The organism is Sanguibacteroides justesenii, from assembly GCF_003204205.1.
Taxonomy (GTDB): Bacteria; Bacteroidota; Bacteroidia; order Bacteroidales; family Marinifilaceae; genus Gabonibacter; species Gabonibacter massiliensis.
In genome coordinates this window covers 308,776-324,630 of sequence record NZ_QJPL01000003.1, presented here as the reverse complement: position 1 = coordinate 324,630, position 15,855 = coordinate 308,776, and the positions used below count along the sequence as shown (strand labels likewise).

Annotated in this window: 15 protein-coding genes and 1 tRNA gene; 5 read left to right on the top strand and 11 right to left on the bottom strand. The window is 38.8% G+C overall.

The genetic code is table 11. The annotated features are described in order from the left end of the window. Positions 1 to 67: 67 nt before the first annotated feature. Positions 68 to 886, bottom strand: coding sequence for an EFR1 family ferrodoxin (locus DMB45_RS06605; RefSeq protein ID WP_041502963.1), 819 nt, complete (start codon positions 884 to 886; stop codon positions 68 to 70). Continuing rightward, the gene (gene galE, locus DMB45_RS06600) at positions 883 to 1,908 is read right to left on the bottom strand and encodes a UDP-glucose 4-epimerase GalE (protein WP_041502863.1); all 1,026 of its coding nucleotides are present in this window, start codon (positions 1,906 to 1,908) and stop codon (positions 883 to 885) included. Before galE ends, DMB45_RS06605 begins: the two co-directional genes overlap by 4 nt. A 126-nt stretch (positions 1,909 to 2,034) precedes the next feature. Here galE and DMB45_RS06595 point away from each other — a divergent pair, with 126 nt between their 5' ends. Next, entirely contained in the window at positions 2,035 to 2,712 is a 678-nt protein-coding gene (locus tag DMB45_RS06595; RefSeq protein WP_041502862.1) for an HU domain-containing protein, read from the top strand. On the opposite strand, the gene pssA is transcribed toward DMB45_RS06595, so the two are convergent. Further along, entirely contained in the window at positions 2,702 to 3,439 is a 738-nt protein-coding gene (pssA, locus tag DMB45_RS06590) for a CDP-diacylglycerol--serine O-phosphatidyltransferase (protein WP_041502861.1), read from the bottom strand. The genes DMB45_RS06595 and pssA overlap by 11 nt on opposite strands. 91 nt (positions 3,440 to 3,530) lie before the next feature. Between pssA and DMB45_RS06585 the strand changes: the two genes are divergently transcribed. Next, on the top strand, positions 3,531 to 4,541 hold the full coding sequence (locus DMB45_RS06585) for a glycosyltransferase family 9 protein (RefSeq protein WP_041502860.1): 1,011 nt from the start codon (positions 3,531 to 3,533) through the stop codon (positions 4,539 to 4,541). Between the two features lie 3 nt (positions 4,542 to 4,544). Here the strand turns inward: DMB45_RS06585 and DMB45_RS06580 are convergent, their stop codons facing one another. After that, the gene (locus DMB45_RS06580) at positions 4,545 to 8,159 is read right to left on the bottom strand and encodes a sensor histidine kinase (protein WP_237143283.1); all 3,615 of its coding nucleotides are present in this window, start codon (positions 8,157 to 8,159) and stop codon (positions 4,545 to 4,547) included. Between the two features lie 35 nt (positions 8,160 to 8,194). Next, positions 8,195 to 8,668, bottom strand: coding sequence for a 23S rRNA (pseudouridine(1915)-N(3))-methyltransferase RlmH (rlmH, locus tag DMB45_RS06575; RefSeq protein WP_041502859.1), 474 nt, complete (start codon positions 8,666 to 8,668; stop codon positions 8,195 to 8,197). A 218-nt stretch (positions 8,669 to 8,886) separates the two neighbouring features. On the opposite strand from rlmH, the gene DMB45_RS06570 reads away from it, so the two are divergent. Continuing rightward, positions 8,887 to 8,960, top strand: a tRNA-Ile gene (locus DMB45_RS06570). 191 nt (positions 8,961 to 9,151) lie between these two features. Here the strand turns inward: DMB45_RS06570 and DMB45_RS06565 are convergent. The 4 genes from DMB45_RS06565 to DMB45_RS06550 are packed head-to-tail and all read right to left on the bottom strand — an operon-like array spanning position 9,152 to position 11,575. Beyond that, a complete protein-coding gene (locus tag DMB45_RS06565) occupies positions 9,152 to 10,261 on the bottom strand; it encodes a DUF4595 domain-containing protein (protein WP_041502858.1) in 1,110 nt (369 codons plus the stop codon). 53 nt (positions 10,262 to 10,314) lie between these two features. Continuing rightward, entirely contained in the window at positions 10,315 to 10,632 is a 318-nt protein-coding gene (locus tag DMB45_RS06560; RefSeq protein WP_041502857.1) for a hypothetical protein, read from the bottom strand. 2 nt (positions 10,633 to 10,634) lie between these two features. After that, positions 10,635 to 10,868, bottom strand: coding sequence for a hypothetical protein (locus tag DMB45_RS06555; protein WP_041502856.1), 234 nt, complete (start codon positions 10,866 to 10,868; stop codon positions 10,635 to 10,637). A gap of 14 nt (positions 10,869 to 10,882) precedes the next feature. Further along, on the bottom strand, positions 10,883 to 11,575 hold the full coding sequence (locus DMB45_RS06550; protein ID WP_041502855.1) for a hypothetical protein: 693 nt from the start codon (positions 11,573 to 11,575) through the stop codon (positions 10,883 to 10,885). A gap of 275 nt (positions 11,576 to 11,850) precedes the next feature. Here DMB45_RS06550 and DMB45_RS06545 point away from each other — a divergent pair, with 275 nt between their 5' ends. Continuing rightward, complete coding sequence (locus DMB45_RS06545) at positions 11,851 to 13,044, top strand: serine/threonine-protein kinase (RefSeq protein WP_041504647.1); 1,194 nt, start codon at positions 11,851 to 11,853, stop codon at positions 13,042 to 13,044. Positions 13,045 to 13,053: 9 nt separating this feature from the next. Here DMB45_RS06545 and DMB45_RS06540 read toward each other — a convergent pair whose 3' ends face one another. Beyond that, on the bottom strand, positions 13,054 to 14,319 hold the full coding sequence (locus tag DMB45_RS06540; RefSeq protein ID WP_041504646.1) for an ATP-binding protein: 1,266 nt from the start codon (positions 14,317 to 14,319) through the stop codon (positions 13,054 to 13,056). 144 nt (positions 14,320 to 14,463) lie between these two features. Next, the gene (locus tag DMB45_RS06535) at positions 14,464 to 15,033 is read right to left on the bottom strand and encodes a hypothetical protein (protein WP_052634470.1); all 570 of its coding nucleotides are present in this window, start codon (positions 15,031 to 15,033) and stop codon (positions 14,464 to 14,466) included. Between the two features lie 396 nt (positions 15,034 to 15,429). On the opposite strand from DMB45_RS06535, the gene DMB45_RS06525 reads away from it, so the two are divergent. Continuing rightward, positions 15,430 to 15,852 (top strand): carboxypeptidase-like regulatory domain-containing protein, encoded by a 423-nt coding sequence (locus DMB45_RS06525; protein WP_041502851.1) that lies wholly within the window; start codon positions 15,430 to 15,432, stop codon positions 15,850 to 15,852. Positions 15,853 to 15,855 lie beyond the last annotated feature (3 nt).

Below are 15,855 nucleotides of genomic sequence, written 5' to 3'. Positions count from 1 at the left end.
TTACCCTCTTCAAATCGTCAATCTAAAATCCAAAATCGTAAATCTTTTTATCTCTTAATCTCTATATTCATAGAAATAATTCCGGTTCCCGTCTTTCCGTTAATCCCTCTTCCAACTCCTGTTTATGGTAAAGATAGCCCGCATCCTCATAATATTTGGCTCCCATCGGGCATCTCTTTATACAAGCCCCGCATTTAATGCAGATTCCCGTATATTCCCGCACATCATCATAAGAAATTGATCCCATCGGACAAATTTCTACACAGAGTTTACAATCAATGCATCTATCGTTCGTGACAGGCATCACCTTACGAATGTCAACGGCATTTCCTTTGCGATCCCGGGGAGTATAATAACCGCGATAAGGATAAGGAGTTCCTTTTACCTTTACCGTAATCTTTCTATCGTCACTCTCTTTATATTTTTCCGCAACCCGGGCAGCAAACGCGTTAAGGGCTTCCGCATCCCTTCCATCCGGTCGTCCCTTGGCCAACACCCGCGAAAAGGAGTGCTCTCCGATAAACGCAGCCGCAGCTGTCACATGAAAACCCGCTCTTTCCATGATATCCCTGAGTTCTATCAACGCATCGTCATAATCCCGGTTACCGAACAAAACAACCGGAACTCCAATCGCCTCGTTTCCTTGTAAAGTTGCCAGATACTTCAACAAAACATTAGGTACCCGTCCGGCATATACCGGAGTACCCAACACCACCATATCCGTTCTTTTAAAAGCGAGAACCGTCGATCTGGCCGAAGGTAATGTGAAGTCGTAACTTTCAACCGTCACCTTCAAGATCCGGGCCATTTCCGCGGCAATAGCAGACACACTCCTCCGGGTCGTACCTGTCGGACTGAAATAAACAGCAACAACTCGATCTATCATTCCGATTTCTTTTCCAAGCTCTTTTGCCATTTCCAGGCGTTCACCATCGTCTCTTCGATCGGAGTCCCGGCCATCCAACCCAACTCCTTATTCGCTAATGTGGTATCGGCCCATACCTTCTCTACATCGCCGGCACGGCGCCCTACAATTTTATAATTAACTTTCACCCCGGTAGCACTCTCGAAAGCATGTATGACTTCCAGCACGGAAAGAGCCTTTCCCGTACCGATATTAAAATACTCGTAATTCTCTCGATTCTTTTTTTCCAATAATCGCCGGATGGCCACGACATGCGCCCCAGCCAAATCGACAACGTCAATATAATCCCTCAAGGGAGAACCGTCAGGAGTATTGTAATCATCACCGAAAACACTTAATTCTTTCCGTATCCCGATTGCTGTTTGCGTCAAATAAGGAATCAAATTATTAGGGACACCATTGGGCAACTCTCCGATAAATGCCGTCGGGTGAGCCCCGATCGGATTGAAATAACGCAGGGACAATGCACTCATGGAAGGTTCTACCCGCATAAAATCCCGAATGATATCTTCACTCATTACTTTCGTATTTCCATAAGGAGATTCCGCCTCCTTTCGAGGCGTATGCTCCGTCACGGGCAATACATCAGCCTGTCCGTACACGGTACAAGAGGAAGAAAACACGAAGTATTTCACCCCGAACTCCCGCATACAAAACAAAACATTCATCAAAGAGTTCAAATTATTATAATAATATTCCAAAGGCTTATCCACCGACTCTCCCACCGCCTTTAAAGCGGCAAAGTGAATAACGGCCTCGATATCCCTATGACGGGCAAAGAAATCGCGCGTTTCGGCCAAATTTGTCAACTCGATCTGTTCGAACTCCGGTCGAATACCTGTGATTTTCTGGATACCATCCAACACCTGAAGAGTAGAATTGACAAGGTTATCCGCAATGACAACCTCAAATCCCTTTTGTTGAAGCTCAACAACCGTATGCGACCCGATATATCCCGTTCCGCCCGTTACAAAAACCTTCATAACACATTATTTTTTTCAATTTATAACTTTCTGAGCCTCTGCTTCAGACATTACAAAGTAAATAATAATAATTCAAAATGCCCAAAAATACCTTGTGTTCGTATTCTTTTTTCTTACCTTTGCCGTATGTACAAATGCATTGAACACATAGAAGACCTTCTCTATCTACATGATTGCGTGATAGTTCCCGGATTCGGCGGTTTTATCGGTAATTACACCGAGGCCACCATTCATCCGAAAACAGGAATTTTAACGCCCCCTTCCAAAAAGGTGGTATTCAACAAGCATTTAAAGCAAAATGACGGACTATTAATCCATTGGATCGCCCGGAAAGAAAAAATCGATTACGAAAAAGCAGAACGTCGTCTATCGTTTTTTTGCGAAGAGCTAAAAGTTCGATTAAACCAAAATCAAAAAATAATATTCGGTTCTATCGGTACTTTCTACATGGATCGTCGTTTTAATATCGTATTCGAACCCGGGAAGCAAAATTTCTTAGCCGATACGATCGGCATGCACGACATAGAGGTATTCCCTTCCGGTAAAAAAAGCATCCCCGCGGAATACATTAACACGGACTCCGGAAATATAGTTACTCGCCTATTCAAATACGGACTTTCAGCCGCCATGATCACGGGTATCATAATCATTTCGCAACAAGATATATTCAAAGCGGACCATCGGGCTGAGACGAGCAACCTGCAACCAACGACTATTCAAACGCAGACAAAATCCGTTCATGTCCCCGTCATTATTTCACCCGATTGCGATTTTGTAGAATTCGATCCACTCTCTACTTTGTAGTCCATCCGGCCCAATAACCGACCAGAGAAAAAAGGATATAAAGAGGTATCAGAAAAGTTAAAAAGCCGATCTGAAACAAGATTGCCAAGAGTATGGCCGTACCGAAATAAAGATAACGCACCCGGTTGGACTTCCATGAAAAATCGGTTATTTTCAGAGAGAACATAGGCAATTCAACGACCAGCAATACGGACAAAACGACAACACACCCGAAAAGTACCCAAACATTTCCCCACAGACAAGGGAAAAGCTCATTGTTCCAATAATAAGACAGTACCAGACAAACCCAGAACAAAGCATTTGCAGGGGTCGGCATCCCGATAAACGAATAGGTCTGACGAGTATCCAAATTAAATTTAGCTAAACGAAAAGCAGAAAAAGCAGGGATAAGCAAAGGGGAATACATCAAAACATATTCAACCCACGAATAGGAGGAGTCCGGAGAATATTGAGCACCGGACAACAAGGACAGTTTGATCAACAAATGAGCCATAACAGCCGGCACCACGCCGAAACTTACCATATCGGCCATCGAATCCAACTCCTTTCCCATCTCCGACTTCACATGTAATAATCTCGCAGCAAATCCATCAAAAAAATCAAAAACCATAGCCAACAAAACCAATAAAGCAGCCACCAACAAATTATCGTACATCGCCATAAAAACGGCCATCGTTCCGGAAATAACATTCATGCAGGTGATCAGGTTCGGAATTTGTTTTCTCATAAGCTCAGGGTATTTAATACGAGTACGAAAGTAGTGCTTTTTACCCTAAATAAATCACATTTTTATTACTTTTGTCATAAAATTATCGGGCATGACTAAATTTCTTATCATTAGATTCAGCTCCATCGGAGACATCATTCAATGTATGGATATCGTCCATGGCATTAAAAATCATTTCCCTGATTCAGAAATACATTGGATTGCGCGAAAAGACATGGCCTCTTTTCTTCATATGGACAAAAGAATCGATAAGGTTTGGGAATTCGATAAGAAAAGCGGCTTAAAAGGGCTTTTAAAGATTGCCCGACAACTCAAAGCCGAACAATTCGACTACCTCTACGATGCACACAGTAATATCCGGTCAAATTTATTGAAGATGATTTTATTGCCCCCCGGCCGGAAATTACTACGCCGGAAACCCAATTACGTGCTAAGAAAAAAAGAACGCTGGAAACGATTTTTATTATTCAAGTTAGGGATCAATACATTCGACAAGCCTTTCAAAGGAATTATCTCTTACCGGAAGCCCTTGGCCCGATGGGGGATTACCCGTTTCGACTCAAACTATTCCGACTGGTATTTCCCGGCCGATTTCGAAAAACGCTTCTCTTCCTTGATCAACAAGCAAACCGTCACCCTCGTTCCATCGGCCAACTGGGAGATGAAACGCTGGCCCATCGGCTACTGGCAACAAATCATACAACTTCTTCCGGAACACAACTTCCTTATTCTTGCCGGACCGACAGATTCTTTCTGCGAAACCATTCGGGCAATCGCACCGGAACGAGTTAACAACATGGCAGGAAAAACCTCCTTGTTGGAATCTTGTTACTTAGTTAAGCAATCCAATCTGGTTATCAGTGGAGATACCGGATTCTTGCACGCCGCAGATCTTTTTCATACACCGGGTATCGCCCTGATGGGACCCACGGCTTTCGGATTCCCGACGGGAAAAGAGATCAACGTAATGGAAGTTCCCCTTCCCTGCCGCCCTTGCACAAAAGACGGACATGGCAGATGCAAACAATCGGTTTGGCAAAAATGCATGGTCGACATTACTCCCGACAGGGTAGTAAAACAAGTAGAACGAATGTTTAAATAAAATTTATATCTTCTCACTTTTCAGGCTGACCCGGAACACGGTTCCCACCCCCTCTTCACTCTCGAAAGTAATGGTTCCTCCCATGCTCTCTATGATCTTATAAGACATGGCTAATCCCAACCCCATACCTCCGGATTTCGTGGTAAAATTCGGTTCTGATATGTGATTCCGTATACCTTCAGGTATTCCCGCGCCATTATCCCTCACCGCCAACACGCCCCCCTGCTCTTCATGAGTCAAAGTAACCGTGATCAATCCCTCCCGGCCTTCCGGAATACTTTGTGTCGCATTTTTTAACAGATTTACAATCACCCGGTTAACCTGATCCTTATCTCCATATACTAAAATATCAGGCTCTATATCGCAAATCATCCGATCCACATTATTTTCGAACAAAGTGGTACATCCTTGAACCAGTTCGCTTAAATTAAACCACTCGCTGTTAGCTACCGGCATTTTAGCGAAATCAGAAAAAGCAGAAGCGATGGATGCCATATGATCGATCTGTTCCACTAAAATAGAAGATATATCTTTAAAACGTTGCCTTACCTCTTCCACATTACCTCCCTGCAAAGTTCGCTGTAAAAACTGAATATTCAATTTCATCGGAGTCAACGGATTTTTAATCTCATGAGCTATCTGGCGAGCCATCTCACGCCAAGCCGTCTCCCGTTCCGATTTGGCCAATTTTTTTACACTATCTTCCAGTTTATCCACCATCCCGTTATATTCCCTCACCAACATTCCGACTTCATCCCGCTGGTTATAAACAATCTTCTCATTCTTCCCTCCTACCCGCATCAGACGCAACTTTTCATTTACCATTTGTAAAGGTTTGGTTACCCGCTCTGCAACAATTCCCGAAAAAATGAACGCCAATACCATCACGATCATGGCAATATTTATGGCAATGATCACGAATAACATGATATCCACGTTCAACTCGTCACTCTTGGTGAAATAAGGAATGTTCAACACGTAAGCTTCACCATTCTCCAACATCATCGGAACATAGGCCGCCATATAATCCAGCTCTCCAATCTTCTCCTCTTGAACGAAACTCGTCGCCTTTTCTTTCACTAATTTCCGGTAAGCGATAGGGTTCAGCAAGGTTCCCCTGAATCCCTTTTCAAAGATAACGGGTTGAGAAGTTGCCACCAACGTCCCCGTCTGATCGTATATATTAATATCCACCCACAACATACTGGCAATCTTGTATAAAATATCTTGAATCTGAGGACACACCTGTACATCGATACAATCATATTTTTCCAATTCTTTACTGATGTATTTGGATATCTGAACTACCTTCATACTCTGTTTTCTTTCCACACTATCGGTGTTCACAACGATACTCATCACCGTCATAATAATGAAGAGGGCGCTTATCAATGAAATGATATTGTTCTTAATCCGTCTCTTCAAGGTCTCCCGCCTGAAATTTATCCATTCTTGTTCCTCGAAACGGAAAAACAAACCATACGAAGAGAACAATACGCACACGAAAATAGCGTAAAGCACATTCAGGTAGTAAAGGGCAAAAACATCGTCTCCTAAACTGATCACGAAAACCCCGCTTTTACCGACCGGAATAATCATATGCGAATAGTGGTCTTTTGTCAGAATCTCCACGTGTTCGAAATCAGTCTCCCCGAATTGTTCCAGCCGTTTATAATAATTGAACTCTCCATGGGAAGTCAACAAAACCCCATCTTTATATTTTGCATACGAATAAGGATAAACAACTTTCCTATCCTCCGACGCCTCTTTTGACAGTACCTGTGAATACCCGATGGCCTCCCCCTCATCTTTTGAATCGAATCGCAGGTACAATTTATCCGGCCCCGCAGGGGTATTAAAATCAAAAAGTCCTACATACGAGATCACTCCATCGAAGTCATCGATATTATAAAAGGAGGTATTCTGTATTCGTACTCCCGTACTATCGATCAATGTACGGAAATAGGAGCTACAGTCTTCTAACGTAAAACCGGGTTCCACCAACAAACTATCCTTGTCGGTACATAAAAATACCCGGCAATCGAAATAGAAACCGGAAAGATCGGTCAACTCATTCAAGATTTTACGGGTAATCCCCTCTTCATCCCGAAGACCGACCAAGGAATCCAACTCTCTCGAATTTTTGATCACCTGATCTATCTCCATCAATTTTTTTTCGAACTGCGAATCCCGTTCTCCAATAATTTCCGTCGCACACCTTGCCCTGATCGTTATCTCCCGGTGTACCTCACTACTTTTAGATAAAAAGATAACATATACAGAAACAACGACTAACGCTATCATAAAAATACTCTTTTGAGCGTCAGGTTTTACAAGGTACACGTTTAAAATAAACAGTATGTATAAAGATAACGTGAACAGACACTCTAAAGGAGTAAGAGAAAAATCAAAAAAATAACACAAAGCCGCACAGAACGCCAATACGCAAACCACTCCGATAGTAACCTCTCTCAAAGAAAAAATATTGTAAAAATAACGCACTGACCCGTTGATCAATACAAATAATCCCATTCCTCCAAGAATCAGGGTGATAAAAGCCACCACCGAAGAAAAATCGATATTTAAAAAACGAGCGATATTCAAACTGACCTGCGTATTCTCGATCAAAGAGTTAATAGAGAAGTGCAAAAAATTCGTATACAAAAAAGCAGAGAAAACAAATCCCAACAAAAAAAGATACCTGTATCGTATTAACCGGGGCTCCTGATACTTTATCCGCAATTTATTGAGCGTTATATACAGAAAATGGGTCAGACAAAACATCGTTAAAAACAGGTCCCCTACCGGCAAAACCAGATTCCACTCGGAATTATCTGCCTGAAAAATGGCAAAATGGTACAAGGTGTAAGGAATCTGATACTGCACCATCAATACCCGAAGTACAACCAGACACACGAAGAAACTGAAAACCGCAATCAATTGAACACGAAAAAACCGGACTCGATCCAACACCACTTCGTAAGCATAAAACAATAAATACAAAAAAACAAGGTAGAGAATCAATACAAAATAATTGGGCAGGAAATTTTCATAAGCGACGTGACGTTCTACTTGAAACAATCTCTCCCCCTCCCGATTATACACGGTAGGTTCGTTCTGTACCTGAGGGATATGAAGGATCACGCTTTCAGCATCTTCCACGTTGACGCCAAAAACGGAATTAAAATTATTCTTGATATAATTGTTCGTATAGGGATAATCATCTTTTAAAAAAATCAAAGCGAAAAAATCGATATCCCCCACCGAGTGCCGTCTTATATCATAATAAATATTATTGATCTTAACCAGATTGCCGGCTTCTTTCAACTTGTTATACAGATCTGTTTCTCCGACCTGCTCGCTACTCCAATACCTTAATTCTCCACGTTCAAAGGCGACTAAAATAACATTCTCATCCTTCCATTCTATATTACTGATGTCCTTTGAGATAACAATTTTTCTCAACTGTTCGTCGACATGACGTTCTTCCCGATGCAACCGCTTTTCAAAAATAGCCAACTGTTCCTCTTCGGTTTGTGTCCTGATGATGTATTCCCAAGACAAAGCCGCAAAAAGGCACACAAACATCAATAATATAACGATCCAAAATTTCTTCATTTCATTCTCCTTTAACCATGCCATTCGGTATTTTATTATTCATGATGATAAGGTTCACCCCTTTGTATCGTCATAGCCCTATATAACTGCTCCACAAAGATCATTCTCACCATCTGATGAGAATAGGTCATTCTGGATAGCGAAATCTTCGCGTAAGCCTCCTTGTATACCTGTTCCGAAAATCCATAAGGCCCCCCGATAACAAAAACCAAACGCTTTGTACCAACCAGCATCTTTTGTGCCAAAAATTCGGAAAACCCTTTTGAAGTGTACTCATGCCCTTTTTCGTCCAATAAAACAACGATATCCGAGGTCTCCAACTGCCCCAAGATGAGCTCACCCTCCTTCTCCTTCTGTTGATTCTCCGTTAAATTCCTCGCATTTTTTATATCCGGAATCACCTTCATCTCGTAAGGAATATAAAACTTCAAACGCCTCTCGTACTCCTCAATCCCCGCTTTCAAATAAGCCGTATCCGTTTTACCGATAACTAATAGACATACTTTCATAAATCATGTATTATTAAACACCTCTCCGGCTCGATTATAACTTTCACCCACCCGATTCACCCTCCATTTTGACTCCATATCAATGTATTTCTATCCTATCTCCCACGTACACCCGAGCGAAAGTAATATTTTTTTCGGTTTCCCCTTGCAAAAACCCAAAAATTATCCCTATATTTGCAGCCGTTAACAAGAAGCCAGAGTTAACACACGCAAGTGTAGGTCCTATAGCTCAGCTGGTTAGAGCACCTGACTCATAATCAGGGGGTCCTTGGTTCAAGCCCAAGTGGGACCACTTTTTCAAAGAGCCAATTAGTTAAAAATCAACTAATTAGCTCTTTTTTCTTTTTGTAATTATGAAACATTTATGAAATATGAAACGAAAAAAGCGGCTTTTTTAGAGCCGCTTGTGGCATCTACACATCAGATTACACCCAATCATTTTTACAACATAAAACCGGTTGAATTCAACCGGTTTTTCTTTAGTTAATCTTCATAGTAAATTTCATACTCACATTTCTCCCCATCTTCCTCTATAATGATTTTGGTTATGTAATTATCTTTAACTTCATATTCGAAAGAAACCGGATATTTGTATTCACCCTCGTCATCATCTATCCCACTAACCGTTATTGTTTTCGGCAAATACATAGAACGTTTTCCTGTTATCCCATGAAGAAAAAGGTCTTCAATATATACCCCATCCGATAGAACCATTATTCCGAACAAGTCCAGATTCAAATTATTAAGTTGTTGACCGTATGTAAAATTAAGTGTTGCATTATTCAATTCATCATCTATCCATTTATGCTGAATCAGCTTACCTCCAGTAAAAACAAAATTTTCAGTAATTGGATATTCACTTTCACTGACACCTTTCATTTGACTTAAATAATCCCCCTCATACTTGAAGTCAAATTCATCGAATTCACTCAAAGGAGCAGGATATGTTTTCTTGTAATGCGTTGCTTTCCCGTTTTCTAAAGTATATGTTTCAGTCTGGTTATCACCTCCGATTTCTTCAATAACCAACTGATTAAATGAATAGGTATATATTGACCTCCAAGGTTCTTCTTCTCCATCTTCGGTCACCTTTAAAGATGCAATTCGTCCTTTGTCATCATAAGAAAATTCATAGATATTTTTTCCTATTCCATTAAGTGCATCCTCATCTTCCCAAGATTCGATTATTTTGACGATTTTTTTCGGTAAAATTTCAACATCTCCACTTTCTTCCGGTTGTTCCTCAAAGGTCATTTTCCCAAGTTCGTATTCTTTACCGTTTTCTTTAAGAAGTACGGATTGATTACCATAAACCTCCGGAGCAGTAAAAGTAATACCGGTCGAATTAACCTCGGTAACAACAGCTTTAACATCCTCGTCTCCTGCTACTTTAGAAATGATTCGTCTAAACCAGATTTCACTTGCTTTGGTAAAACCCTCTCCCTTAATTGTAATAGATTCTCCGGGTTTTACAGGATTCTCGAACTTGGGAATTTCAAGTCCTTTAATTGGTAACTCGTTGTCTTTGTCATCATCATCACTACAAGCCACAAAAAGGGCCAACATCGTGAATAGAAATAATAATTTTCTCATAATTAACAATAATTAGTTATTTATTCTCTTTAATTCCAACACATCCACATGAACTATTCTCCTATAAAAAGACCTGCAATCTGCTCATTACCTAACCATACAACAACAATCACAAGAAGAGCAAATGTCATCAATGCACCATTATTAGCCCACACTATTTTTTTCAGAAAAAGCCCCCACTCGCTATTGCGATAACGATCCCGCCGGGAAACCATCATGGATTCACTCAATTTGTACCCAATAACAAACACACCGGAACTTACAAGAATAATTCCTCCAAACAACCATTGTTTCGTGAATATAAAAAACAAGGCAAAAAAAACATATAAACATAAATTCAGGATATATACTACTTTTTTAAGAAATTCCATAATTATTCCATTGACTTCATTCTTAGTTTTAACCTAAATTGCTCTATTTTCATTTGAAAATATTTTTGATAATAAGTCCATTTCTCCTCGGGAAGAAAGACGATTGCCACTAAAGCCACCAAGATAAATATACCAATCCCATACATCATGACTGAAATGATCACCTCCAACAGCATATTAAGAAAAACAACCGCCAGAAATCCAAGTATACCTATAATTCCTATTCTCAAAAACATAAGCAATGCTATTATTAATCAACAATATATTTCCTAACGATCAAAAATTCAGAAACTCCCGTCAATATTCCGATACTCCCCAAATAAACATGGAAACCGTCGTCACTCCGATACATATCCCAAGACCAGTTGGTCAATGAATTCCAGGTACTTTGAAATATATTTCGATCCTCTATCGAAAAAATTAATAACGTGAATACCAATGATATGACCGGCAGCAACAACACCCACTTCCCGTATTGTTTTACCTCTCCCCAAAGTCTGATCATCTGAAAGAGAATAAATACGGGTAAAAAGATTTTAAATATGGACAAAATCAACTGTACCGTTCCAAAAACATTTCCCCCTCCAAAAAGGAAAAAAGCCAACACATACCCCATCACTAACCACACGCCTTTAGTTGAACGCATACGCGGGGGCAATAAGCCGAAAAAGAGCAAAGCACTCCAAATCGTGTTTTGTTTCCAATTTGCACTTTCCAGTAAAGCGGGATCGATCAAATTAATCCCGGTTAAAACAATAAAACCTATTGCGATAAGATAACAAGGAAAAAATAACGGAATCAATTTTTCATTATCCTTAGCCATTAAAGCTATCAATTTTATCGGTTTATCGCTTTCCGATTGAATTACAACATTTGGTTCTTCTCGTAAAACCTCATCCATATCCTCGTATTTTTCTGTTGTGGTTACCTTCGTTTCTTCCATTTCCGATTCAAAAAGATTGAAAATAGGATGGAACCCGGATCGCCAATGTACGATAGAATATCAAGGAAATTCAACATACTCTGTCATCGAATCTTTTAACACACGAATCAATAAAGGAGACACTTTTCAAGTCGAACATTTTCATTTACACCAACCTTTGATCCTAACAAATTTATGCCGTAGAATTACAGCTACTTCTTTTTCCGAACCGGCAAATTACGCCATAGGTTATCAAACCGGCTTAACATCAATTCAACTCCTGGAATAATAACAACATGACCTTACTAAATTCTAATTCAGGTATCATTACCGATATAAAACCGGAGACTACCTCATATTTTACCAACATCACGCTATGGTATGAATCCGACAACGGCTATTGTTGCCTATACAAAGCTCAAAAATTAGGGAAATACCATATACTGAAAACGTTAAAATCTATATATAAAGACAATCCCCTTTATCAAGAATTATTACAAAAGGAATTTCAGATCTCCTATCCGTTATCTCATCCCCATATCGTACAAACGATCGGATTCGAAGAAATCCCCGGTATCGGATCAAGTATTATCATGGAATATATCGACGGAATCCATTTACGTGAATATCTGAATTCTAAAAACTATAACAGCCATGTCATTCTAAAAATACTGGACGAATTCTGTCAAGCCTTAAGCTATATCCATTCTTTACAAATCATACACCGTGATTTAAAACCGGAAAATATCCTTATCACACGCAATGGTTCCAATGTCAAATTAATTGATTTCGGCTTATCGGATACAGATTCCTATTCCATTTTAAAACATCCCGCAGGTACCTTAAAATATGCCTCCCCGGAACAGCAAGTTCCTCAAACTGCCATAGACAATAAAGCGGATATATATTCTATCGGGGTAATCTTAGAAGAAATCATACAAACGACTCATGTAAAACTTCCACACGTACACAAGATAATAAGACGTTGTACCTCTGAACTTCCAACCCAACGTTACACAAGCACAGAGGAAATCATTCATTTGCTCCATTCGAAGAATAAATATTTACCCTATTTATCCGTTCTTTTAATTACAATTCTAACTACGGGTGTTTTGCTACTCGGATATCACTGGGGATTAAAACAAAACGTCAATCGATATTCCCAATCAACCAATATTTATAACAAAATCGTCCAACAGGCTCAGCATATAACAGAACTTCGTTGTCAAAAATTATACGATTGGTATGACGCCATTACAACACAAGATTCATTATCACTCTGGCTAAATGAATACAGTAACTTAGTTCGGGAAGTCAATCAGCAAGTTGATTCCATTCTTAAACAAAATATTTCGCCCAGTGCCCCGGAATATCATCTATACAAGACAAGCTTAAACAAACTTACAGAAAATATTTGGATCGATTATTTTTACAAAAATCAAAACAAATTCCTGACCTCTCCACCTGCTTTAAAAATATATAATGAGTAATATACCATTTCATAAATTCAAGAGCCACTTCCAAACCGGAATAATCTCGATGACTTTATGGTCTATCTCCAGTACTTGTTCGGAATCACGCGTGATCACCATTAATTTTTTACATTCCAATACATTCGATAGCTTCAATAAAGCACTTATTTCCCTGTCAAAAGTACCATCACTATTATCAAGATTATAGCAAACCTGAATGGCTATCGCTTCATCCGGAATATAAAAATCAACTTCAACTGCCTGATTATAAAAAAACACTGCATCATTTCGGCCATATTTACGTAATAAATTGATGGCAACGAGATTTTCCAGCAATGAAGTTTCCCCGTCAAGTAAAAAAAGATTCAAAATCCCGTTATCTGTGAAATAATACTTAGGATTAGTTTCCTTATCAACAAGCTTTCCCGCTATATTTTGGATGGAAAAAATCAACCAGGCATCTTTCGCGTATTCAATATAATTGATAATAGTTGTTTTACCGACTTTTACCCCTGTTGAGGAGACGATATTAGCAACCCGAGTAAATGACATGGGTTGTTTTACACTTTCAGCCAACTTTTTAAACAATACACGCAATGCAAAAATATTACCAACCGAATGGCGGGCTGCAATATCTCCCAAATAAATTTTTTGATAAACACTGGTCAGATAATCACGCTTGGCTGAAAATTCTGCTCCTTCAGGAAATCCACCATAATAAAAATAATCCTTGAATTTTCTCAATATCTCTGCTCTCGTTTCAGTTGCGAACAAAGAATTATCATCAACCCTGATATGATTTACATTCAAGAACTCCTTAAAACTATACGGGTAAACATTAATCGGAATATAACGTCCGCCTAAAGTAGTTTGTATGTCCTGACTCAACATTTTAGCGTTACTTCCGGTAATATAAACCCGGTGTTTGGTGTCAGCCAGACGACGGGCGAATTTCCCCCAACCTGCAATATTTTGAATTTCATCCAAAAAAAGGATGGGCTTCTTTCCATACATTTCCAAATGTACTTCCAAAAGCAAATTCAAATCTTCCAAAGACATTCCGACAAGACGCTCATCTTCAAAATTAACGTAAAGCATCTCATCCCAATGAATCCCTTGCGCTAATAATTGTTGCATTCGTTGATAAAGCAAGAAAGATTTTCCTGCCCTCCGAATACCCACAAAAACATAATTACCAAACTCCTCAAAAGTGAAACTTCGAGGTATAACCTGATATTTCGGTACCTCTACCTGATTATCTGTAATGACTGATTTTAAAATATTTTTGTCCATTCGCTATGTTTGTCTTGTTGACAGGACAAATGTAGGCTATTTTTGTCTTACCAGCAAGACAATATCCGAATATATGAGATATAAAAAAATTTAACATAAAATAAATCTCTATTTAACTCATAGAAATCTGTAAATAACTATTTATCAAAAAGGTAAATCATCAGCATTCAAATCAATAAAATTTTCAGCTTTCTGAGGTTCTCTTAAATCAAATAATTCAGTATTCTTTAAAACAAAATTTACCCCTTCCTGTGTCAAACGACATACTGGATACTCATTTCCATTATAATCACTCCCAAGTTGAGTTTGTATATAGTTTTTACGTTTTAATTGCCGTAACCCAATACTTACGGCAATATCATTATAACCAGCTTTAGTCATTCGATTACAGATATCATACACTGCAATAGACTCATCATCTGTCATTTGCCTTCCAATAATAAAAGCTAATAAAGCCAATTCATAAGATTGTAAACCTTCTGTTTCTTTTATCGGGTTATCCAAAATTTTTTGGGTAGTTTTTTGAGTCGACAAATAAGCATTTATCTTATCAGTAATCTTAGTTTTCAATAATTCAAAATCACTAGCAGATTCTGTTTTATACGTAATTATATTTTTATGCCTAATATCAAAAGGAAAAATCGAACGACTTTCATCACAAACCATAATTACATCCTTCTCTATAGCAAAAGCATATCCTAGTTCATACCACAAATCCTTTTCATACGCTTATTAATCCGCCTGGTAAGATCTTTAGTCAAATGCTTATGTTTGATCGGATCATCAACTTCTTCAAGATATGAGAAGATCAAATTATCAGACAACGGTTCATTTCCCCACCTTTTAATCATAGTCTCCATTTCGGAAACGATCGGCATACCAATTTCCTTTATTGACTTATTCGTTCGCTCCGTTTTTTGACGCACAAAACAAATCCCTTCATCATCGATGTGCTTATATTTCGTTACGCTCTTGGTGAATTCAAAATTAAATAAAGTATACGACATTTTTAGAATTAAAAAAGTTTAGTATATTTTGTTTTTCCACGAAAAAAATACAATATTGCAATAATATTTATCCTTATAATAATAACTTTTAAGACTATCAACCATGAAAATCTTAAAACAAAAATTATTTTTTCTTTTTTTTCTATTTGTAATAGGAGGAAATACATTCGCTGCAGAATATGCACATGTATGTGGAGATGTCGTAGATAAATATGGACGACTTCCAATAGTCGGTGCTACTGTCAGAGCCGGAAATATCGAAACAATAACAGATAAAAACGGAAGATACCTATTAGATCTTCCTGCAGGATATTATCAGATAGAAGTTATTGCACTTGGCTATAACACTTATAAAGGGGATCTAACGATAAACGTTAGCACGTTAGGAGAATCCATTATATTGAGTGATATTGTGTTAACACCGGAAGATTTTAGGCCATGGCCATCTTCATCATCATTTTATCTGAATTCCACCCCAATAGCAGGAGTCATTAAAAAACAAGAATTTTTATTCTCACAAGTTTAATTC